The organism is Virgibacillus sp. MSJ-26, from assembly GCF_018918075.1.
Lineage (GTDB): Bacteria > Bacillota > Bacilli > Bacillales > Amphibacillaceae > MSJ-26.
Genome location: NZ_JAHLPW010000018.1, coordinates 1 through 23010, shown reverse-complemented (window position 1 = coordinate 23010; position 23010 = coordinate 1). Strand labels below are relative to the sequence as shown.

The window sequence follows — 23010 nt, the reverse complement described above, 5'->3', positions numbered from 1 at the left end:
TTTTCTTCGGGAAATTTGGGATATAAAACTTCTGTTTGTGAAAAGATAAAATATGATTATTGATAAAGGAAGTTAATGATGCGATGGGATATTTACGATATGCACTAATTTTTGTAATGTTATTCTTTACCTCTTTGCCACTATCATCCGTTAATGCTGATAAACTACCGAAAGAAATGAAAGTCCACATTATTGATGTCGGCCAAGGAGATAGTATATTGATTGAGACGCCTAATGAAAAGTATATTTTAATTGATGGAGGCAGACCTGAGTACGGTACGAAAGTTTTAAGTTATTTAGAGGAGCAAAAAGTTAAAAAATTGGATTTAGTCATTGCTACACATCCGGATTACGATCATATTGGTGGACTTGTCGATGTGATGAGAGAAGTTGAAGTAAAGCAAGTCCTTGATTCGGGGAAACTCCATCACACTAGAACCTATGCACGTTATTTAAATGAAATTAGAAAACAAGATATTTTATTTAACTTGGCAACTGAAAAGGATGAGGTACGTCTTGATTCTGAATTGACTATTAACGTTTTAAACACTCATAAAAAAGGGAAAAATAGTAACCAATCATCTATTGTTTTAAAAATGACCTATAAGGATATGGCGTTTCTATTTATGGGTGACGTAGGAAAAGGGCAAGAAAAACGATTAGTTGAAAAATATAATTTAAAAGCTGATATTATCAAAATCGCTCATCATGGATCAAAAACGAGTAGTTCAATGAAATTTTTAAAAAAAGTGGATCCGAAAGTGGCTTTACTAACTTATAAAAAAAGAAATCGATTTGGCCATCCTGTCGATCGCGTAGTTACGAATTTAAATAAATTAGATACTCTTATATATTCAACCGCTGTCTTTGGAGATATTATCATTTTAACTAATGGTAAAAATTATTTTATTGAAACAGAAAAAAGTCCAAATGAAGGAATTCTCGAAAAAGCAGGCTAGATTCTAGTGAGAGGGGTTCCGGATGACTTTCAATATAAACAAACTATAATAAAAAAGCGATTTAGCAACGAAAGGATTGTTAAATCGCTTTTTTATATTTATTTGCCTAGTTCCTTTGTTTTAAATATAGAGAATGAGCCGATTAGTAAAATAACAATTAAGCATAACGTGACAAGAGCTGTAGCAATAAGTGATATAGACACTTCATTAAAGATCAGCATCTCGTTGATATGGTTTGATAAGTTATTCGGGCTCCACTTTAGATGACTACCGAATAATTGTGTAATAATACTCATTACCATTAATGTACTAATCGTTAGAAATGCTACAAAACCAGGCGATTTTACTAAAGTGTTATAAAAAATAGATATAGTGGCAACTAGTGTTAGCCACAGACCGTAGAAACAAACAATTTGTATGAATGAGATAAAAGATAAAGAGCCGAACAAGATATTGGTATAGTACCAACTGGCGAGTATACCTAAAATTAACGAGACCCAAATAAGCAATACAAGAGCTGCCCATTTGGCTAATACATAATTTGCAAATGACACAGGTTTAACAAGGATCATTTCAGTAATACCTGTTTGTTGTTCACCGGAAATAGACCCCATCGAAATAAGAATAAGAATTAGGGCGCCTAGACTACTCAGTTGAGAGAGACTCATCATAATCGCTTCAGGCGGTGAAGGAGTTGGTAAATCAAAGGTTGATCCTTCAGGTAAATCTCCAGATAACTCTATAATTTGCGGTAAGTAATACGATGTGATTGGGTCCATAATGGCCAGTAAGATAATGACTAGAGGTACCCAAATCCATTTTAAATTACGCCAATATTCACTCATTTCTTTTCTAAAAAGGGTCAACCATTGTGTCATGTTTTAACCACCTTCATAAACATATCTTCAAGTGAAGCTTGATTAATAGAAAAGCTCGTTAAAGTCCACTGATTAGCAGAAGCGGCATGTAGAATGTCTCTTCTCGCCTGGGCGCTGTTTGTGACGCTCACATATAAAGTATTACGTTTGATCGTACTGTTTACAACAGAAGCGAGGACATTCACCTTTTCTTGATATTTTTTTAAATTATCTTGGAATTGAAGCTCAATAATTGTAGTCTGATATTTTTGTCTCAATTCACTTATTGTGCCTGCCTCAATAAGTTCCCCCTCATTTAAGAGAAGGAGCTCATCACTTATTTCATCCGCGTCTGATAAAATATGTGTTGAAAATAATATGGTCATTTGCTCTTTCAGATCTTCCATTAAGGTTAGAACTTCCCTTCTTCCAAGTGGATCCAGTGAGGAAACAGGTTCATCCAACATAAGGAGTTTTGGATTGTGGATAATCGCTTGAGCGATGCCAAGCCGTTGCTTCATACCTCCAGAATATGTTTTAATCGTTTTATTTTTAACATCTAAAAGTCCCATTTTATTTAATAATTCGATAGCACGTTCGCTCGCCGTCTCTTTAGTTAGATATGCGAGTTGCCCGCTGAAAATGAGAAATTCCTCTCCAGTCATCCAACCGGGAAAGTGAGGGTGTTGCGGAAGATAACCAATCACCTTGCGAATGTCGTCATTTGCTTTTTGCCCTTGAAATGTGATAGTTCCTGACGTAGGTTTTAATAAACCGGCTAATGTTCGTAAAATGGTCGTTTTGCCAGCACCATTCGGACCAATTAAAGCAATACACTTTCCACTTTCAAATGAAAAGCTAACATCTTTAATGGCTGCTTTTTTATCATATATTTTGGAAACTTCATTGACTTTAAGTATGGTCATTACTCATTTTTCCTTCCTATTATAAAATAGAGCACAGGTCCGAGAGTGCCTACAAATAAAATAATAATTAGCCATAGCCATTTTGGACCATTTGTTTCTCTTATCCGAATCCAATCAATTAGGGCAACGACAAGCAAAATAAACTGAATGACGAGTAGAGGAGCTATGACTGCCCAGTTAATGTTGCTTACAACTTCTTCCATATGTTCACCTCATCTTTTTCTATAAATTACATACGTTAGATTTTAGGAAAAGGTTTCACTTTGGATGTTATTCTAATAATTTTAAACCGACGGCACCAGCGATAATGCAAAATAAAAAGGCAATTCGTTTCCAACTTGCAGATTCGTTGAAAAAGAAGATCCCCATTAAGACAGCTCCCGCAGCGCCTAAACCAGTCCAAATAGCATAAGCGGTTCCTAGTGGAATGCCACGCATAGCCATAGATAGAAATAAAAAGCCGAAACCAAATGTTACGACAACTAACGTCAGGCGACCTATCGTCTTTTTTTGAATATATAAGTTGATGCTCATCACACCAAAAATTTCACCGAAGCTTGCAATGATTAAAAAAAGCCAATACAAAATTAACCAGCCTCTCTTTCTGGAACTTCTTCATCCGTCGTCAATTTAATTCCAACGACTCCGATAATAATCAAGCCTATTAAGAAAAATTGTGGTGTCGAAAAATTTGCGTTAAAAACGAAGAAATCTATCAATACAATTGCTGCCGCTCCAGAGCCTGTAAAAACTGCATAGACTGTCCCAGATGGCAATCTTTCACACGCTTTAATAATAAAGTAAAAACTAAAAACAATGGCAACAGTTGTGCCGAGCCATTCTAAAAGTGTACTGGAATATCTCAGACCGATCACCCAGAATACTTCAACGATTGCTGCGAACAAAACATAAATCCACGGCATTTAATATCTCCTCTCAATTATGCAGTACTTCAGCTTAAAATTAAGGCATTATTGGAAGCACACAGTCTTAGTTTACCACAGTTTCAGGTAATATTAAGAGAGATGAAGTTTAGAGGCTGTAATGAACGTTATACACATGGTTATACACAAGTGGTGTGCTAATTTAGTCACATATAATTAAAATATCCACAAAATTAACAGGGATATTTGAAGGTTGTTAACAGGGTGTTGTGGATATTAGCATGAAAATGTGCATAAAGAAAACCAATCAACAAGAAACCCCCTGCTGATTGGCATATTAAATAAATGATTAGATGACTTCCTCATTAGTTTCCGGCTGAACCGCTAGTTGCTTATAAGAACTATATAGCTTCTTAGTAATAGCAAATATATTATAAGTTGGTGCAAGAAAATTCACTTTGTTATAAATATCTTGGTAAATGCTATTTCCTAAGATTGCATAAGGCAATTTCCTGACAGCTTTATAAGAACGGTGATTTGTTGTGCGTACTTTCATAAAGATTGTTTCAATATTGTGAGTGTAAAATAGCTCATCAAAAAACTCCTCTTTAGCCAATCTGTTATATCCCATTCCAAAATAAGGCTTGCCAATCCATGTTGCCAAAAAACCATAATTATCTTGAACGTCATATAAACTAATCATCCCTATCGGTTGACTGTACTCGTTCAATATTGTTCTTGAAAAAAGTTCATCATTATTTTCTGCTTCAATTGTTTGCTTCATCATAAAATAAAATGAGTCCAAAGTATCCGCGTTGTTACGAACAAAGGGATAAACTTCAGGGTGAGATAATAGCTCAAATAAAGTTGGTGTTTCGTTTAAATCATGTCTTTTTAACATGAAAAGGCCCTCCTTATTTTTGCGTAGGAGGGTCCTATAGAGCTATAAAGGAAAAAAGAGTTCGACCCACCCACGAATTTTTAGTTAACGTACAAACCAAAATTCGGGGTGGGAATCGAACCCACTAGAACCAGTCGAACTGGTGGCGCACCATTTGCCTTCCCTGAAACTATTATTTGTTCTTTGGTAGTTATATTCTACAATGTTTTAATTAAAAAGGGAATCATTTTTTTGAAAAATCCTTCTGTCTTTTTAATAAAGGAGTTTTTATCGGCACCAGACACATTTATGGGTGACGCATGGGTCTGGGAGCAGTGCATAGCGCGGGCCGAGCGCATAGAACGAGATGAAGCCGCATAGACACCATATACTCGCCTTCGTGAAATGGAATTATAAAGAGATCCGAAATCATATTTAATTTCTTAATATCATATTCGCTTAGAAACAACTTTTAATCTAGTTTAAGCTTTTCAACGTCTCTCTTAATTTAGGATAAATAAATTGGTAATTTGCATTGATTGCTTTGGCGGGCCAGACGTATTGGCCTTTGGTGATTAATTGGCTCATTTCCCCTAGAGCAGTTTGGATTAAAAATGTAGGTGTTGTGAACCAGTAAGGACGATGCAACACTTGTGCTAATGTTTTCATAAAGTCCTTGTTTCGTTTGGGTTCGGGAGCGGTCACGTTCACGGGACCAGATACTTCTTCATTTTCTAGGCAAAAGATGATAAGATTCACGACGTCGTCAATATGAACCCAAGAGACCCATTGTTCACCGTCACCAATTTCGCCGCCGACAAAAAGTTTGACTGGTAAACCCATTAAAGGAAGAGCACCTCCTCCTTTTCCAAGGATAACCCCAAAACGTGTTAACACTGTGCGAATGCCCATGTGTTCTGCTTCTTTTGCTGTATTTTCCCATTTATTCGTTACTGTTCCAAGAAAATCCTCACTCGATTTATGAGTTTTTTCTGTGAAAATAAGTTCGTCAGACATACCATAATAACCGACCGCAGAGCCACTCACCAAAACATTAGGCTTATTCTTTAACTGTGATATAATACCAAGCAACTTTCTAGTCGTTTCAATCCTGCTGTTTAATATGTTTTTCTTTCGTTGCTTGGTCCAATACCCAAATAATGATTCACCTGCGAGGTTTACAACGCCATCTACAGCAGGCAGTTCCGAAGCATTGACATCATATCCGATATAAGTAGCTTTTTCAGTATCCTCATATGATTCAGGGGAGCGTGTCAAAATGTATGTGTGATGTTGTTCTTCATGAAGCTTCTTAATGAGCTTTTTTCCAACGAACCCTGTTCCACCAGTAATTAAGTAATTCATTCCCGATATCACCCTTTATTAGAAAAGATATTGACTTCATTATACTAAAATGAACTTAAGGTGAAAGTTATTCATGTTATAATATTCGTAAGGATGTGAGTTGATGGAAAAAATATCTCGAATTACGACACAAAAGAAAAATAAGCAACGTTATAATATTTTTTTAACTCATGAGAAAGGAGATCAATACAGTTTTAGCGTTGATGAAGCTATTTTAATTGAATATAGATTACATAAAGGTATGGAACTCTCTAAGGATTTAATCGAAAATTTAAAGGAAAATGATAACTTTTATAAGTCATATTCCCTTGCTATAAATTATTTAAGCTACCGGATGCGGACAAAAAAAGAAATGTATGATTATTTACTCGAAAAAGAAGTAGATGAGAATTATATTCCAGATATTATGGATAAATTGGTTGAAGAAAGCTTGTTAAATGATGAACAGTTTGCAGAGCTGTTTGTCAATACAAGAATAAGCACGTCAAGTAAAGGTCCACAACTCGTTAAAAGGGAACTCATTGAAAAAGGAGTATCTACCCGAATTGCTGAAGAAACAATAAAAAAATATACTTATGAGATCCAATATGAAAAGGCTATGAAATGGGCAGAGAAAAGATTGAGAACTACAAAGAAGGATTCACTACAAAAACAGTATCAAAAGATGCAAGCAACCTTGATGCAAAAAGGCTTTACCTACGACGTGATTAGTGATGTCATGGAAGAAGTTAAAAATAATCAGGATACAGACAAAGAATGGGATGCATTAATGTATCATGGTGGAAAATTACTTCGAAGACATGGAAGAAAATTCACTGGCTTTGAATTACAACAAAAAATAAAAGAAGGCCTCTATCGGCAAGGCTTTCCTTTTGAACAAATTAATAAATTTATCGATGAACAGGTGAAAGAGTGAGAAATTTACACCCCACTCTTTCAAGAATTTATTACTTATCAATCATAATTTCTTTTCTGCCGTCATCTTGCTGATAAATTTGCTTGGCTACAACTTCAGGTCCTTTTAAATGAGAAGCATCTTTAACGTGTGTGGACTGATCCCAAAATGGTGTATTCATACCACCCATATAAACTGCTGTAATGGAGAAATCCTCATCTTTCCATTCCTCCTGTAAGCTTTCGGTGAACCCTCTAACCGCAAATTTACTTGCACAATAAATCGACTCATTGACTTTCCCGCGCAAGCCAGCGGTAGAAATAATCGTTAAAATCCTTCCCTTGCTCTCTCGTATTAAAGGTAATGCATATTGGACTGTAGTAATAGTTCCTTTAACATTTGTATTTAATGTATGTTCAATCTCTTCGTTTGTATACTTTTCAACAGAACCAAAGATCCCAATCCCGGCATTATTGATGAAGACATCAAGTTCACCTATTTGTTGAAAGGCGATGCTAACAGAAGCAAATTCACTAACGTCACATAAGATAACTTCGGCTTGTCCGTCCATATCTTCAATTTCTTGACGAACGATTTGTAACTTTTCATCTGTACGTCCCATTAAAAATACCTTATAATGGTGCTTTGCATACTCCAGTGCTAAAGCTCGTCCAAGGCCACTGCCAGCACCAGTGATAGCGATTGTAGACATTATTTTCATCTCCCTATTTTCACATAGTGTCATTTTTCAATGTATGTTTCGTATTGTTTCTTATTCCCATTGTCTTAAACAATTGGTAAAATGTAAATAGCAAGGAAAGGAGTTTCAAAAATGAATAATTATCGATATAGTGATTATACAGTTGAACAGCTTAGAGCAGAAGTTGGTAAATTAAAAGAAAAAGCTCAAAAAGCGGAACAACTTGGAAATATTAGTGAAGTGGCTGTCAATGAGCGTAAGATGCAGGTTGCTATGGCATATATGTTAAATCCTGATGAGTTCCAAGCAGATAAAGTTTATGAGCTTCCTTCAGATCCTGGACATAGATTTAAAGTGAATTATATCAATGGTGTCTTTGCTTGGGGACATCGAATCAACCTACTTGACGAGGTGTATGAAAAAGAAGAAGCCATTCCGATTTCATTGTTAGGGAATACAGTGAAAGAATAAAAAAAGCAGGAATTCAATTCCTGCTTCATCTTGTTGCTTAGGAAACTATAACATTAAAACTTCTGTGGATAACTTTATACTGAAATTGGCCATGCCCAGCGCTTTTGTTCTTGAGCTTTTCCTAAGTCAAATAAGATTTTCGCCTACGTGAAGTTTTCTTTTTAATTTTTTCTCAGAATAAATCCAACCGGTGTATGAACTGAGGATATTTAAATTATCATCAATTTGAACGACAGCGACGAAAGGATAATAATCGCGTGAACGATATCTCAAATCGATAAGACGCACTTCTGTATAATTATCATATTCATAGGTTTCCCAACGATAGACAGGTGAAAATGATAAAAATGCAGAAATATTTTTGTCCTGTTTTGCTACATTCATTATATCTGAATTAGGTAATGGTACCTTATCAAATTCATCTATAATCAAAATATGACCATTATCTACACTACCGACATAGAAATTTTCCGATGTCGTAATGGCAACACGCCAATAATTCTGCTTGATTGTTGGCGATGTGGCTATTTTTTCAGTTGTAGGGAAATAATCGTAAATTTTCTTTACAATCTCTCGCTTATCGAGATAGCGTTTAATATAATACATGGCGATAACGGTATAGATAATTAGCCACGTGTATCCAGGATTTGCGCCGAGTACCCACGCAATAATCCCTACGATATGCAATATAAAAATAAATGGATCAAAGGTGTTAATGAATCCAAAAGCAATCCACTTATTGGTAAATGGTCTACCTGCCTGCGTACCGTAAGCATTAAATATATCAACAAAAACATGCAGACCAACGGCTAGAAAAATCCAAGCCCACAAATGTAAAAAACTTACACCTGGTACAAACAAATATATAATTGAGGAAATTAATATTCCCCAAATGACTATAGCGGGTAATGAATGGGTGACGCCCCGGTGGTGTCTTAAATAAGTTGCATTATTTTTCAACTTCAACACAGTGTCAAAGTCAGGAGCGTGTGAGCCAGCAATAGTACCCACAAGGACAGCGTGAAAAAGTGTTGGATCACTTTGCACAGCAGGATCAAGCGTTGCGATACCACCAAGTGCAATGCCCATTGCAATATGGGTTCCTGTATCCATTAGTTGAGGTCCTCCCTTAGTAATTTCAAATATAAAAGGCTCTATTTAATTTATATAAAAACGCACAATAGCTTTAAAATCAATTATAAAATGTATCTATATTCTAATCATATTATACCATAAAGGAAGTGATTGTATGCTTTCAAGGGTGTTACGAAAATTTAACATTTTTCAGTTTCAAACAGACTTATTAGAATGGTACGGTCAAAATAAACGTGATTTACCTTGGCGTCAAGATCAGAACCCTTATAAAGTATGGGTTTCTGAAATTATGCTTCAACAAACTCAAGTTGATACGGTCATTCCTTATTTTTATCGTTTTATGGAACAGTTCCCAACGGTTTATGATTTAGCTTCTGCGGATGAACAAGAGGTTCTAAAAGCTTGGGAAGGTCTGGGATACTATTCCCGAGCACGTAATTTACAAAACGCTGTTAGGGAAGTTGTTAGCGAATATAATGGTAAAGTACCTGATCAGCCTAAACAATTAGGTGAATTAAAAGGGATTGGTCCATACACAAGAGGGGCTATTTTATCGATTGCTTTTAATCAACCTGAGCCGGCTGTTGATGGAAATGTTATGCGTGTGTTATCTCGAATTTTTAATATCCATGATGATATCTCTGTAGGGCGAACACGAAAAAGTTTTGAAGAAATCGTCAGAGCAATTATATCAGAAGAAGATCCATCTTCATTCAATCAAGCTTTAATGGAACTCGGAGCATTAATCTGTACGCCTAAATCACCAATGTGCATGTTTTGCCCTGTGATGGAACATTGTGAGGCTTATGAAGAAGGGATTCAAGAACAATTGCCAGTGAAAGCAAAAAAAGCCAAGCAAAAGAAAAAGCCTTACAAATCAGTTATAATTAAAAATGAAAAAGGCGAAGTTATTATTGAAAAGCGCCCTGAGACAGGACTTTTAGCTAATTTATGGCAATTCCCCATGATTCCAGGACAAATTAAAACGAATGAGGAAGCTGAACAATGGTTAAATAAAGAATATGGTCTTGACATTACTGTCGATAAAAAGGTCGGGGATGTTAGACATGTCTTCTCCCATATTATTTGGGAAATTGACGTGTACGAAGCGATGACTTATCAAAGTGTAAAAGAAATAAAAGATCAACGATTACGGATGGTTTCACGTGAAGAAATCGATAAATTTCCATTTCCAGTTTCTCATCAAAAAATGATGCAATACATATAGTGAAATAGCCTTCAAGTTCACTCCATAATTAATTTCTTTTAACGATTTATTAAAAAGATGGATAACAATTAATTTATTGGAGAAATTATAATTGCGGAGGTGATATTGATGGCTAAGAACAATCCGAAAAAAGCTGCTGGTACAAACGTTAAACATGTTAAACAGCAAAACCAACAGGCGGCACAAGGCCAGCAAGGTCAATATGGCACTGAGTTTGCATCTGAAACAAATGCTCAAGAGGTAAAAAAGCAGAATCAAAAATCTGAACAAAACAAGAAATAACGTATTTATCCTCGAATACGTTTCCAAAAAAGAGTTTCCTTTCTTCAAGGAAACTCTTTTTGTGTCATATACAAATTAAAATGGATTGAGGAGTGAAGTAAACCTCTGCATAATGCTTTAATTTTTGAATTGTTAGCCTTATACTTGGTATTGACTAAAAAATAGAAAATAACCGGTTATAAAAGGAGAAAGGAAGATAAAATGGTTGCTCCGAAAGTTGGCGCGGACATTCAAATTCAAAGTTATAAGCATAACGGTACTTTGCATAGGGTATGGGACAGCAGTGTCGTCTTGAAAGGAACGGAAAAAATAGTCATCGGAGCAAATGATAAAACTCATGTAACAGAAAGTGATGGTCGATCATGGGTAACGAGAGAGCCAGCCATTTGCTATTTCCATTCAGAGTATTGGTTTAATATCATTGGGATGCTTCGTGCAGATGGAATATATTATTACTGCAATATTAGTTCTCCTTTTTTATATGAAAATAGTGCGTTAAAATATATTGACTATGATTTGGATTTAAAAGTGTTCCCTGATATGACCTACAACATTCTTGATGAAGATGAGTATGAAGAACATAAAGTGGAGATGAATTATCCAAAAGTTCTAGACCAAATTTTATACGCCAATATTGATCATCTCAAAGAATGGGTTCATCAACGCAAAGGTCCATTTTCCCCAGGGTTCATTGATCAATGGTATGAACATTTTTTAGCGTTTCGATGGTAAACCCTTGTTACAATAAATAAGTAGCAAGGCTTTTCTATTACTATGAATAAATTAGGAAGAGAAATAGATTTTTATAACACCTAGATATTTTAAAAAGGAAGATTATCAAATGTCGAGTATAAAACAGTATTTGAAATTCGTTGCACCATATAAATGGAAAATTTTATGGACGGTCATCATTGGGGTATTTAAATTCGCTATACCTTTATTAATCCCGCTCATTTTAAAATATGTTATTGATAATATTATTACGACTGGTGCACTAACAGACGTCGAAAAAACTTCCAAACTTTTTTGGGTAATGGGTGGATCGTTCATTGTTTTCTTAGTTTTACGTCCGCCAATCGAATATCTTCGACAATATTTAGCGCAGTGGGTAGGAAGTAAAATCCTCTATGACATCAGAGATAAGCTATTTGACCACCTTCAGAGGTTAAGTTTGAGATTTTATTCGCAGACGAAAACTGGCGAAATTATTTCCCGGGTAATACATGATGTCGAACAAACGAAAATTTTTGTCATAACTGGACTTATGAATATATGGTTAGACTTAGTCACGATATTAATTGCTATTGTTATTATGTTAACAATGGATGTACCTTTAACGATTGTATCAATTATATTATTTCCTATATTCGGTTTCTCTGTTAAGTATTTTTACGGGAAATTACGCCGATTAACTCGCGAAAGATCTCAAGCTCTTGCAGAAGTCCAAGGTCATTTGCATGAACGGGTACAAGGTATTCCGGTGACGAGGAGCTTTGCACTTGAGAATTATGAACAAGAACAATTTGATAAAAGAAACAGTAATTTTTTAGAAAAAGCGATTACCCATACAGGATGGAATGCTAAAACGTTTGCGGTCACAAATACCATTACGGATTTAGCACCACTCCTAGTCATTGCATTTGCAGGATATCAAGTGATTAATGGTAATTTGACGATGGGAACGATGGTTGCTTTTGTGGGATACATGGAAAGGGTATATAGTCCATTGCGACGATTAATTAATTCGTCAACCCAACTAACACAGTCGATAGCATCAATTGATCGTGTGTTTGAACTTATGAATGAATCATATGATATTGTCGATAAATCTGATGCAGAGCCATTAAAAAATGTTAATGGTAAAATTAATATCGAAAATATTTCATTCCGCTATGAAAAAACAGAACCTGAAGTATTGAAAAATGTCTCACTCAATGTTGAAAAGGGAGAGACAATCGCTCTTGTTGGTATGAGTGGAGGAGGAAAATCAACATTAATTAGTTTGATACCACGTTTTTATGATGTTACAAGTGGTGCTATCAAAGTCGATGGTCAAGATATACGTGATGTACAGGCTCGCTCTTTACGAGATAATATCGGAATGGTGCTACAGGATAATATTTTATTCAGTGAATCAATAGCAATGAACATTCGGATGGGAAACCCTGATGCAAGCGATGATGAGGTTGTGGCTGCCGCTAAAGCTGCCAATGCTCATGAATTTATAATGGACCTTCCTTATGCATATGAAACAACCGTTGGTGAACGCGGGGTTAAATTATCTGGTGGTCAAAAACAAAGAATTGCCATTGCACGTGTGTTTTTGAAAAATCCACCAATCTTGATTTTTGATGAAGCCACATCTGCCCTTGACCTAGAGAGTGAGCATACGATTCAGGAAGCACTTGGGAAGCTCGCGGCTGATCGAACAACATTTATTGTTGCTCATCGCTTGGCAACAATCACTCATGCCGATCGAATTGTCGTAATTGAAAACGGGGAAATTTCGGAAATCGGTTCTCACGATGAATTGATGTCGAAAAAAGGAAGCTATTACGATTTATATCAAGTTCAAAATCTAAACGACGAATCACAAACATTATTATAGAAGACAGATATAAAACCAGTGGAGATTTGAACCACTGGTTTTTCATTTTCGTAGGATGTGATAATAAATATACCTTGGGCCCACGGTGTCAGGTTAAGAAATTTTGCTTATTAAGTCCGTAAAATCTTTACATTTACACATTTAATAAATGATACGCAGTACCGTCAGCAAAATTGTTCCACTTTCAAAAGATATGTACTCATTCCATCGCTACGAAAAAGAAACTCTCCCTCCATAGGGAACGCTTCAGCCTCCTCACTCGCAAAAATCACTTGTTGCGGGGGGCTTCAAACTGTTCCTTTTGCGACCACTGAAAAAAGTGCTTCAAAGTTATGACATAATCTCCAACAGACTTTTTGGATTTTACAGATACACTACCTGGAATAAGGTTCAGGAGTAAATCCGGGGAGGATAAAGCAGATGTATTAGCAGAAATATGGTGCGAGAACAATTTGGAGGACTTTTTCAGTGACCTCGTTTCATTGCCATAAGGGGCTCGCATTTTTTCCTTCGCTACAGATAGCTTTCGTTTGGAGTTCTAAGAATTGACTTTTAGCAACTTCTTTGGATTAAATTTACACCGTATCCGTTTTTTTGTGTGCGATGTATCGCCGTCGAAGCATTCTTTGTCCAGCAGGAGAAAAAGTCTAAGTGAGAAGCCTTGAAATGCGTTAACTTTCGGAGACTCAGCAGCAAAGAAGAATGAACTGCAATTCTTCATCCGTGCGGAAAAAGAAATGTTTTTCCGAAACGGTGGAACAGGACTCTTCTGTAGAAAGTTGAATTATTATATTTAGACAAGCTTTTCTATTGTGTTGCATATAATGGAACAAATACAGTGAAAAAGGGGAAAATATGGCGGTATTATCTTGGATTTTTATAGGGTTAATTGTATTTATTTTAATAAAAAGCTTAACTGGTTTTATTAAAGGTGGTTCAAAAGAGACGGATGAACGTTTGAGTGAGGGGCGTTTTTCTGTGGAAATCTTTTACACACTACTCGTTACGTACACAATTGTCATCCTTGGTTTTGGTCTGATCTATTTTATTTTATCGCTCCAGGGGATCATTCTAGTGGAAGGGGACGAACTAAGGAAAGTTGGTATTATTGGATCTCTAGTTCATTCTTTCTATTTCAGTGGCGTGACTATGTTAACGATAGGGTATGGTGACATTGTGCCAATAGGCATTGGCCGGCTAGTTGCGCTGATACAAGCCTTAATCGGCTACGTTTTACCGACAGCTTTTGTTCTGCGTCTTGTCGTAACGACTAAAGAAAAGGTTGAAGATTAGAAATGAAATGGTCCTAGTGTTATGATTAAGAAAGAATGAATATTGGGGGTATTTCAATGACAGTGGAAATAGGTAAACAAGCACCAGACTTTACGCTACCGGATCAAAATGGTGAAAAGGTAAGCTTAAGTGATTTTAAAGGCAAGAATATAGTGTTGTATTTTTACCCTAAAGATATGACACCAGGTTGTACAACGCAGGCTTGTGATTTTCGTGATCATCATGAAAGTTTTGGAGAACTTGATGCAGTGATTATTGGTGTGAGCCCTGATCCGGTAACGCGCCATGAAAAGTTTATAGATAAGCATGATTTACCGTTTTTACTACTGGCTGATGAAGATAAACAAGCAGCTAAAGATTATGGCGTTTGGAAGTTAAAGAAAAACTTCGGCCGCGAATATTACGGGATTGAACGCTCGACATTCATTATCGATAAGGAAGGCCAAATTCAAAAAGAATACCGTAAAGTACGGGTTAAAGGCCATGTAGAAGAAGCGCTAGAATATGTGAGAGAGTATTTAAATTAGTAGGATTAGAACGTGTGAAAAATTAAAACCCATGTGGAGCTATCCAGGTGGGTTTTTTACGTTCTTTTTTAATTTATAAAATTTATTAAATTCTAAGGTTTGATTGCAAAACATAATAAATCTAAGAAAACTTTAGAGATTTGTTCATGAGTTTCATTTTTATTAGTAAATGAGTCTATTTCCTATATTATCGTGTTTGCGATTAGATAAAAATATAGATATATTGTTAAATGTCTTATAAATCAGAGGATTCGATTAGGTGAATAGTTTCATGCATTATTAGAGGAGGAGTTTATTTAATGTTTGCTAGTTTAAAGAAGTTAGAGTTTAAAAGATCAATCGTGTTTATTTCAATATTAGCATGTATGTTATTCCTTGCGGCTTGTTCAGACAATGATTCTGCTGAAGGGGATAACGATGATGAAACAACTGATGACGCAGTTAACTATAGTGAGGAAGTTGATTATACAATTACCGGTATCGAGCCGGGTGCAGGAATTTCTGTTGCAACAGAAGAAGCGATTGAGGAATATGATAGTTTACAAGGTTGGGATGTAGAACTGTCGTCAACCGCAGCAATGATGTCAGAACTTGATCAAGCTATGAACAAAGAAGAACCTATTATTATTACAGGCTGGAATCCACATTGGATGTTTGCGAAGTATCCGGATATGAAATATCTGGATGATCCAAAAGAAGTTTATGGTGGCGAAGAAAATATTAATTCTATAGCAAAACTTGGACTTGAAGAGGAAAAACCTGAGGCATACAAGATGATTAGCCAGTTTGAATGGGACGTAGAAGACATGGAAGAGATTATGTATGAAGCTCAAGACTCGGGGGAAGAAGTTGAAGATGTCGCGAAACGCTGGGTAGAAGACAATGAAGATAAAGTAGCCAAGTGGGGAGAAGGAGTCGATGACGTGGACGGTGTTGAAGTTGAACTTGTATCCACGCCATGGGACTCTGAAAGAGCATCATCTGGTGTTTTAAAAGAAGCCATGGAACAAAAAGGCTTTAAGGTAGAAGTTACACCTGTAGATGTTGCGGTTGTGTTTGAGACAGTAGCAAACGGGGATGCCGATGCAACCATTGCAGCATGGTTACCGATAACTCACCAAGAATTCTTTGATAAGCATGAAGACAATTTAGATGATTTAGGACCAAACTTAAAAGGTGCAAAAATTGGTATAGTCGTACCAGAATATATGGACCTTGATTCTATAGAAGATTTAGAAGCAAAATAAACGACGAAAAAAACTTTTAGCTTGGAGTGAAGACTTACTCCAAGCTTTTTTCATACACCAGGAAACTATAACATCAAAACTTCTGTGTATAACTTTATACTAAAATTGGCCACGTCCAGTACAATCGTCCATCAACTATCAAGTTTCGAATGCCTTCCTACGATAAGTCGACATTGAATCGCTTTGCTCTTCAAGTCTCCTTTATCTCGTCAGGCCTTCTCCAACTTGTACGTTGCTAATCGGGCGTTTACACTTTTGTTCGTCCAGCTCAGGGCGCCTAGCTCCTCGAGGTCTTAAACAGTAAACCTAGCAAAGAACCCACTGCGGATTTCTGCTTAAGCTTGTCGGAGCTGACCAGACACCCTGAGCTTTTCTTCTTTTAGTAATATATCCAACCGTTCTGGAATATGGTTAAATAAATTACCATTTTAAATGGAGGATAAAAATGGAGTTAATAGAGCGCGTGAGACTAAGAACAAGTTATTTTGTGAATATCTATCTTAACTTTATAGTAAAAAGATTATTAGATGTTCTTGTTAGTTCTATCTTACTACTCACTTTATCACCACTGTTTTTAATAATAGCTTATCGTTTATATAAACAAGAAGGTCGTCCTATTATTTTTAAAGAGCCACGGACAGGTAAAGATAAGCGCTTGTTTATCATGTACACATTCAGAATAAAGACTCCGCCTAGACAATTGATTCAAGCCTTACCGCCTTATCCTGCACCCGACAATTGGCGATACGGTGTTCCTGATTCTTTTAAGTTTTTAAGAGATGAATCATTTTATACAGAGACAGGTTTAACATTGAAAAAATATAAACTTCATAGATTACCGTGTCTCTTTAATGTATTGAAAGGTGATATGAGTCTCGTCGGTCCGAAACCAGAACATCCAGAAATTGCTGATTATTTTAATCGGCATCAGGCCAATCGCTTTAAAGTAAGGCCAGGTTTGACGGGGTATGCCCAACTTAATTTACCGAACACAGCAGATTATGATGACATCATAAAAGCTGATTTACATTATATTAGCCAACAATCTTTATTCTTTGATCTTAAAATTTTGTATCAGCGTCTGCTATAAAAATGACTAGATTAAGAGGGGTAAAAATCTTTCTACTGTTTTATTACTATTAAAACGTTTAATATAGTAATATATATGCAAAAGAAAAACCAGTAGGGGGATTGTAATGTCCGTATTATTTTCATTAAAAATATCAGAAAAAGACCAAGAAAAACTGAAAGCAAATTATCCAACATTGAAGTTTACTTTTTGCGACAATATGGATGAAGCCCAAAAACATATTGAAGAAGCAGAAGTGATCGTCACATATGGGTCAGATTTAACTGATACCTTAGTAGAACATGCTAAAAAATTAAAATGGGTGAATGTTTTGTCAGCGGGTCTTGATCAATTACCTTTTGATGCCTTGGAAAAGAAAGGTGTTTTAGTGACAAATGTTAGGGGAATTCACAAGGTTCCAATGGCAGAATATGCTATTTCAATGCTGCTTCAAGTCTATCGTGATGAAAAGACGCTAATGGAAAAAGAAAAAGAGCATGTATGGGCGCGTGATAAAAAACAAAAGCCTTTAGAAATTACTGAGAAAACGATGTTAATCGCTGGTACTGGAGCTATTGGACAAGAAGTTGCTCGATTAGCTAAAGCATTTCGTATGAAGACAATAGGCGTATCGCGCAGTGGACGGGCAGTCAATCACTTTGATGAAAATGTAACAACTGATAAAATGAAAGCGTATCTACCTGAAGCAGATTTCGTTATATCTGTTTTACCAAGCACTAAAGAAACGCAGTATCTCTATACGTTTGACCTGTTCAAAGCAATGAAAGAGAGTGCTATATTCCTTAACATGGGGCGTGGAGATGCTGTGGAGAGTGACGTCATTATCAAAGCAATCAAGGAAAAAGAAATCGCTCATGCCGTTCTGGATGTTTTTGAAACGGAGCCATTACCAGAAGACCATCCGTTATGGGCTGAAGAAAAGGTCACAATTACCCCGCATTTATCAGGTATTTCACCTAATTACTTACCACGTGCATTGGATATATTAGAGAGAAACCTTGACGTCTTTGTCAAAGGTGAAGATGATTATGTTAATCAAATTGATACATCACTCGGATATTAAAACGAATTAGCTACCTAAATTAAATGTGACTTGTTATAATAATTATTAGATAATAATGTACTTATATTGACAAGACCCTATATAAGACGGTAAACTAATTATAAAGATTATCATATAATAATGTTAATAATTCATATTAAAATGAAAGAGAGGTGCATGACGGTGTCCGAACAACAATTAGAAGAAGCAATTGATACATTGAAGGAATCAGGTGTACGTATTACACCTCAGCGTCATGCGGTGCTTGATTTTCTCTTAAACTCTAAGGGGCATCCGACAGCTGATGAGATTTATAAAGCACTTGAGGGGAAGTTTCCCAATATGAGTGTGGCAACAGTCTATAACAATCTCCGCGTCTTAAAAGAGATTGGACTTGTGCGCGAATTGACATATGGAGATTCCTCAAGTCGCTTTGATTGCGACACGACAGAACATTACCATATTATCTGTGAAGACTGTGGCAAGATTGTTGACTTTTATTATCCAACCTTGGATGAAGTTGAATCCTTAGCTGAGCAAGTGACCGGGTTTGAAGTTAGTCATCATCGAATGGAACTTTATGGCACATGCCCAGATTGCAAAGAGTTAACTGATACACCTGAAAAAAATGTTCAATAAATTTACCGGTCATGCTTAAATAGCATGGCTTTTTTTCAAAAGAATTAAAGTACATGAGGAGTTACAAAAATGTCAAGGTTGAGTAAAAGAGAAAGTAGCGCCCAGCTCATGTCTCAAATTGAATCGAATATATCGTGTCCAAATTGTAAATCATCCATGCGTGTTGATGTCGCTCAATTAACTTGTGAAAAGGGTCATTCGTTTGATATCGCAAAACAGGGCTATGTGAATTTACTAACCCGAGCTGTGAAGACTAATTATAATAAAGAATTGTTTGACTCGCGAAGGAAACTAATCACAGAGAGTGTCTTTTTTGCTCCATTACATCAAAAGTTAACTGAACTGATCATAGAAGTGCAAGGATCATCCCGCTTATTTATCTTAGATGCGGGTTCAGGGGAAGGTTCACATTTATACAAAATACATCATGGATTACTGGATTATACACCCGAAAAGATTACAGCAGCAGGAATTGACATAGCCAAAGAAGGTATTCTTAAGGCGGCTAAATATTATGGAGGTCAAAACTGGTTTGTAGCGGATCTAGCTAATATTCCTTTTCAAAAACAGACAGTCAATATTATTTTAAACATATTATCGCCTGCCAACTATGATGAATTCACACGAGTATTAGAAAAAGATGGTCTGGCCATTAAAGTCGTTCCTCAGAAAGACTATTTAATACAGCTTAGAGAGTTTAATGATGATCGGCCTAAACATGATACTCTCTACTCCAATGAACCTACTGTTGAATTATTTTATCAACACTTTAAAGACGTAGAGAAAATTGACCTACAATACGACGTGTTACTTGATGAAGAACATCTTGACTTGCTTTTACATATGACCCCGCTCACTTGGAATTGGTCTGACGAGAAAACAAATAACTTTAAGGCATCAGGCATTCGTTCGATCTCTGTGGATTTTGATGTATTAATTGGCTATAAGAAGTTATAGTTTTAAAAGGGAGTTTCCTCGAATTAATCTCAAAAGAAACACCCTTATATGAAGTTGTTATTTTTTTATATAAACAGGAACCCATTTCCGTACACTGTTAATAAACCATATGGCATTGCAGGATGATAACTTTTCTAAAGGGATAACCCTTTCTGAAATAAGATTTTCATTTAATAAATGTTTTCGAAACGTCCCAGGTAGCAGTCCGCAAGATATTGGCGGGGTGTACAAATTACCGTCTATGTCAACGACGATATTTCCGTTTGTAAATTCAGTAATTTCCTTTCTATCATTCCACAACAAGACGTCAAATATGTTAGCCTGTTTATGTTTATTATAAATCTCCCGGGATGTTGTTTTATGGTAATGAAATACATTTTCCTTATCAATTGGTTGAATGGCAACTTTTACAATCTGTGAATTTTCCATCACTGAAATTTTCTTCTCATCTATAGTATACTCGCCCTTTTGATTAATTAATAAGCGAACTTTGTATGTACCTTGAGGGTGTTCTGTTGCAAAATTATATAGTGATTGTTTTATTTTTTCGATATTGATACTCACGTCGAAGTAGCTAGCTGATTGTTTTACTCTTTCTAAATGATTCTTTAAAAGAAAGTACTGACCATCCTCTAACCGAATGGATTCTAACAAGTTGTAATCAGTCTTATTTGTATGTATAATAGCTGTTTTTGTGAGGACTTCTTTATACTCATCTTCAGCAGTAGATTCCCTCGTAATTCCGCCACCAACACCGTAAATAGCTTCGTTTTTCTCAGAATCTATAACAGCTGTCCGGATGGGCACGTTGAAAATGGCTTCTTGATTTGGCGTGATATAACCGATAGCTCCGCAATAGACATCACGCGCTTCTTGTTCTATTTCAAAAATGACATCCATTGTCTCTTTCTTAGGCAGACCGGTAATCGAACTACATGGAAAAATAGCTTTAAAGATATCGAACAATCCTAAGTTTGACGCGAGTTCAGAAGTTAATGTTGTTGTCATTTGGTAAACCGTTGGATATTTTTCAATAGAATGCTGATTAGTAATGTGGACTTGTCCTTTGTTTGCTATCGTTTCCATCTCTTCTTTCATTGCTTTTGCAATAATATTATTTTCCTGTTGGTTCTTTTTTGAATTTTTAAGCCACTTTGCTTGGGCAAGGTCTTCTTTATATGTTTTCCCTCGAGGGGCAGTTCCGGCCATTGGTTTTGTGGTTAAAACTCGACCTTGTAATTGAAAAAATAATTCTGGAGAAGCGGACGCGATTTGGTAACGTCCAGTATCTATATATGCTGTATAATCTGCAGCTTGAGCATTGATTAAATTCTCGGCAAAAGCTAGTGAATCACCTTTAAAAGCAGATTTCATTTTTAACGTATAATTAACTTGTTCTGTTTTTCCGTCTTCTAGGTACTCGTGAATTTTAGAAATCTGGTTAATGTAACTATCAATGGTAATATTAGATTCCCATTGACCTGTTTGATAATTGGTAGTCTTAATAGATTCTGGTCTAAATGCTTCTTCAAAAACGCCAAACCAAAGTAAAGGCATATTTGAATTCTCCTTCACTCTTAAACGAGGGTTAAATGCAGGTGCCGCTTCATAAGAAACAAATCCTGCTACATAATAGCCTTCATTAGATAATTGTTGTATTTCAGTAAAACAATTATCCACTTCATCTAAAGTATGAGTAGTAATAATTTTAACGGGATCCCGGAACACCATTGGTTTTATTTTATTTTCAAATGCAAAGTTAAACTGTAATGACGGGTTCAATGTTTGATGTTTCATGTTAACCTCCCAAATAACGATCGAAATATATATTTGACCATTGGTATTAAAAAGGCTCTGTTAAATTTTATAACAGAGCCCAAATTCTATTTGCTTTTCTTTTTAGCTTCAGCTAAAGCTTTTTTTCGATATCGACTTTGGTTATATTTCTCGTCGAATTCTTTTCCTTCTAAATCCTTATCAAGTGTCAAAGGTTGCTTGCAATGCATACACGCATCAACTCGTCCAAGCATTTTTGTCGGTTTTTCACAATTGGGGCACACGATAGGAATGGCTTTAGTTGATAACATTCCAATCCATAAGTAGACGACGGTGCTTAGGAGAACGGAAAGAACTCCAATTAAGAAAAATAACAGCATAAGCCACTCTATTTTTTTGACTAACAGACCTATATACATAAATCCAATCCCTGCAAAAATAAGGACGAGTGCAAAGGTACGAATTTTATTGATCTTACTTTTGTAAACTAATTGAGACATACTCTTCCTCCTCAAAATATCCATTGTAAGTATAGCATAAATAAGACTCCAAAATGAATTAGAATACTTTCTATTAAACAGGCGGTTTACTTTTTAAATATGAAGGTATATTTCCTAATAATGTAGTCACGCATTATGAATAGGAGATTCTTGTTGAAACAACGCCACTATATTTAAGGGAGGTGAATAGCAATGAATGCTAATAATGAGCAAAATGAAATGCAGTAAGGATGTTTTTTAAAAGATAATTGACATATATTTAAAACCGTGGTAGATTATTAATCGTCGCTAAATTAAATGTTTAACGACAGATGACAAAAAACTTTTTCGAAACAACTTGTTATTTAATTTAAATCATGCTATATTATATAAGCTGATAAAAGGCAGTCGCAATATTGAAAAAGTTTAAAAGAAGATGTTGACAACGAATTGTTAACATGTTATATTAAGAAAGTCGCCAAAACAAGCGACGGAAGATTTGCTCTTTGAAAACTGAACAGAACAACCAGTATGTCAGGAGAAATTAAGTTTCTTCTATAAAACTCAAAAGGGTAACCTTTTGAACAAGCTAAGATTTGACAACAAACTTTTTTGGAGAGTTTGATCTTGGCTCAGGACGAACGCTGGCGGCGTGCCTAATACATGCAAGTCGAGCGCGGGAAGCGGACTCGTCACCCTTCGGGGTGTCTAGTCCGTGGAACGAGCGGCGGATGGGTGAGTATCACGTGGGCAACCTGCCTGTAAGATTGGGATAACTCGCGGAAACGTGAGCTAATACCGAATGAAGTC

The 23010-nt window shown here is 35.9% G+C and carries 25 protein-coding genes and 1 rRNA gene; 15 read left to right on the top strand and 11 right to left on the bottom strand.

Translation table 11 applies throughout. The features are described from left to right. The first annotated feature begins 83 nt into the window (after positions 1-83). Positions 84-959: a ComEC/Rec2 family competence protein gene (locus KQI49_RS15115; protein ID WP_253286859.1), complete on the top strand. Its 876-nt coding sequence runs from the start codon at positions 84-86 to the stop codon at positions 957-959. A 98-nt stretch (positions 960-1057) separates the two neighbouring features. On the opposite strand, the gene KQI49_RS15110 is transcribed toward KQI49_RS15115, so the two are convergent. The 7 genes from KQI49_RS15110 to KQI49_RS15080 form a co-directional block, all read right to left on the bottom strand. Then, positions 1058-1837: an ABC transporter permease gene (locus tag KQI49_RS15110; protein ID WP_216490340.1), complete on the bottom strand. Its 780-nt coding sequence runs from the start codon at positions 1835-1837 to the stop codon at positions 1058-1060. Further along, positions 1834-2742 carry an ABC transporter ATP-binding protein gene (locus KQI49_RS15105; protein WP_216490338.1) on the bottom strand — a complete coding sequence of 303 codons (909 nt, stop codon included), beginning with the start codon at positions 2740-2742 and terminating at the stop codon, positions 1834-1836. Before KQI49_RS15105 ends, KQI49_RS15110 begins: the two co-directional genes overlap by 4 nt. After that, positions 2742-2945, bottom strand: coding sequence for a PLD nuclease N-terminal domain-containing protein (locus tag KQI49_RS15100; protein WP_216490336.1), 204 nt, complete (start codon positions 2943-2945; stop codon positions 2742-2744). The genes KQI49_RS15105 and KQI49_RS15100 overlap by 1 nt, the downstream gene beginning before the upstream one ends. A 67-nt stretch (positions 2946-3012) precedes the next feature. Further along, the gene (locus tag KQI49_RS15095) at positions 3013-3327 is read right to left on the bottom strand and encodes a DMT family transporter (RefSeq protein WP_216490334.1); all 315 of its coding nucleotides are present in this window, start codon (positions 3325-3327) and stop codon (positions 3013-3015) included. A 2-nt stretch (positions 3328-3329) separates the two neighbouring features. Next, positions 3330-3665 (bottom strand): DMT family transporter, encoded by a 336-nt coding sequence (locus KQI49_RS15090; RefSeq protein ID WP_216490332.1) that lies wholly within the window; start codon positions 3663-3665, stop codon positions 3330-3332. A gap of 310 nt (positions 3666-3975) precedes the next feature. Then, positions 3976-4527, bottom strand: coding sequence for a GNAT family N-acetyltransferase (locus KQI49_RS15085; RefSeq protein WP_216490331.1), 552 nt, complete (start codon positions 4525-4527; stop codon positions 3976-3978). Between the two features lie 456 nt (positions 4528-4983). Further along, positions 4984-5871: a TIGR01777 family oxidoreductase gene (locus tag KQI49_RS15080; RefSeq protein ID WP_216490329.1), complete on the bottom strand. Its 888-nt coding sequence runs from the start codon at positions 5869-5871 to the stop codon at positions 4984-4986. A 103-nt stretch (positions 5872-5974) separates the two neighbouring features. Here KQI49_RS15080 and recX point away from each other — a divergent pair, with 103 nt between their 5' ends. Then, positions 5975-6787 (top strand): recombination regulator RecX, encoded by an 813-nt coding sequence (recX, locus tag KQI49_RS15075; RefSeq protein ID WP_216490322.1) that lies wholly within the window; start codon positions 5975-5977, stop codon positions 6785-6787. A 31-nt stretch (positions 6788-6818) separates the two neighbouring features. Here the strand turns inward: recX and KQI49_RS15070 are convergent, their stop codons facing one another. After that, positions 6819-7478 carry an SDR family NAD(P)-dependent oxidoreductase gene (locus KQI49_RS15070; RefSeq protein ID WP_216490320.1) on the bottom strand — a complete coding sequence of 220 codons (660 nt, stop codon included), beginning with the start codon at positions 7476-7478 and terminating at the stop codon, positions 6819-6821. A gap of 120 nt (positions 7479-7598) precedes the next feature. Between KQI49_RS15070 and KQI49_RS15065 the strand changes: the two genes are divergently transcribed. After that, positions 7599-7937 (top strand): YfhH family protein, encoded by a 339-nt coding sequence (locus tag KQI49_RS15065; RefSeq protein ID WP_216490318.1) that lies wholly within the window; start codon positions 7599-7601, stop codon positions 7935-7937. 126 nt (positions 7938-8063) lie between these two features. Here the strand turns inward: KQI49_RS15065 and KQI49_RS15060 are convergent, their stop codons facing one another. Then, positions 8064-9050, bottom strand: coding sequence for a metal-dependent hydrolase (locus tag KQI49_RS15060; RefSeq protein WP_216490316.1), 987 nt, complete (start codon positions 9048-9050; stop codon positions 8064-8066). A 136-nt stretch (positions 9051-9186) separates the two neighbouring features. Here KQI49_RS15060 and mutY point away from each other — a divergent pair, with 136 nt between their 5' ends. The 11 genes from mutY to KQI49_RS15005 all read left to right on the top strand — a co-directional run bounded on the left by mutY (position 9187) and on the right by KQI49_RS15005 (position 19945). Continuing rightward, the gene (gene mutY / locus KQI49_RS15055) at positions 9187-10260 is read left to right on the top strand and encodes an A/G-specific adenine glycosylase (protein ID WP_216490314.1); all 1074 of its coding nucleotides are present in this window, start codon (positions 9187-9189) and stop codon (positions 10258-10260) included. A 108-nt stretch (positions 10261-10368) separates the two neighbouring features. Next, positions 10369-10542: a gamma-type small acid-soluble spore protein gene (locus tag KQI49_RS15050; protein ID WP_216490312.1), complete on the top strand. Its 174-nt coding sequence runs from the start codon at positions 10369-10371 to the stop codon at positions 10540-10542. A gap of 201 nt (positions 10543-10743) precedes the next feature. Beyond that, positions 10744-11274, top strand: a complete 531-nt coding sequence (gene ntdP, locus KQI49_RS15045) for a nucleoside tri-diphosphate phosphatase (RefSeq protein WP_216490310.1) — start codon at positions 10744-10746, stop codon at positions 11272-11274. A 109-nt stretch (positions 11275-11383) separates the two neighbouring features. Further along, entirely contained in the window at positions 11384-13150 is a 1767-nt protein-coding gene (locus KQI49_RS15040; RefSeq protein WP_216490308.1) for an ABC transporter ATP-binding protein, read from the top strand. Positions 13151-14005: 855 nt separating this feature from the next. Then, a complete protein-coding gene (locus KQI49_RS15035; protein ID WP_216490307.1) occupies positions 14006-14443 on the top strand; it encodes a potassium channel family protein in 438 nt (145 codons plus the stop codon). A 56-nt stretch (positions 14444-14499) separates the two neighbouring features. Next, entirely contained in the window at positions 14500-14970 is a 471-nt protein-coding gene (gene bcp / locus KQI49_RS15030) for a thioredoxin-dependent thiol peroxidase (RefSeq protein WP_216490305.1), read from the top strand. A 299-nt stretch (positions 14971-15269) separates the two neighbouring features. Next, a complete protein-coding gene (locus tag KQI49_RS15025; protein WP_216490303.1) occupies positions 15270-16217 on the top strand; it encodes a glycine betaine ABC transporter substrate-binding protein in 948 nt (315 codons plus the stop codon). A 445-nt stretch (positions 16218-16662) separates the two neighbouring features. Beyond that, entirely contained in the window at positions 16663-17307 is a 645-nt protein-coding gene (locus KQI49_RS15020; protein WP_216490301.1) for a sugar transferase, read from the top strand. A 106-nt stretch (positions 17308-17413) separates the two neighbouring features. Next, positions 17414-18370, top strand: a complete 957-nt coding sequence (locus KQI49_RS15015) for a D-2-hydroxyacid dehydrogenase (protein WP_216490299.1) — start codon at positions 17414-17416, stop codon at positions 18368-18370. Positions 18371-18526: 156 nt separating this feature from the next. Next, on the top strand, positions 18527-18988 hold the full coding sequence (gene perR / locus KQI49_RS15010; RefSeq protein ID WP_216490298.1) for a peroxide-responsive transcriptional repressor PerR: 462 nt from the start codon (positions 18527-18529) through the stop codon (positions 18986-18988). A gap of 69 nt (positions 18989-19057) precedes the next feature. After that, positions 19058-19945, top strand: coding sequence for a putative RNA methyltransferase (locus tag KQI49_RS15005; RefSeq protein ID WP_216490296.1), 888 nt, complete (start codon positions 19058-19060; stop codon positions 19943-19945). A gap of 57 nt (positions 19946-20002) precedes the next feature. Here the strand turns inward: KQI49_RS15005 and KQI49_RS15000 are convergent, their stop codons facing one another. Both KQI49_RS15000 and KQI49_RS14995 read right to left on the bottom strand, forming a co-directional pair. Continuing rightward, positions 20003-21742, bottom strand: coding sequence for a chorismate-binding protein (locus tag KQI49_RS15000; RefSeq protein WP_216490294.1), 1740 nt, complete (start codon positions 21740-21742; stop codon positions 20003-20005). An 86-nt stretch (positions 21743-21828) separates the two neighbouring features. Next, a complete protein-coding gene (locus KQI49_RS14995; RefSeq protein ID WP_216490292.1) occupies positions 21829-22221 on the bottom strand; it encodes a YgzB family protein in 393 nt (130 codons plus the stop codon). A 588-nt stretch (positions 22222-22809) separates the two neighbouring features. Between KQI49_RS14995 and KQI49_RS14990 the strand changes: the two genes are divergently transcribed. Beyond that, a 16S ribosomal RNA gene (locus tag KQI49_RS14990) occupies positions 22810-23010 on the top strand; the annotation flags it as partial.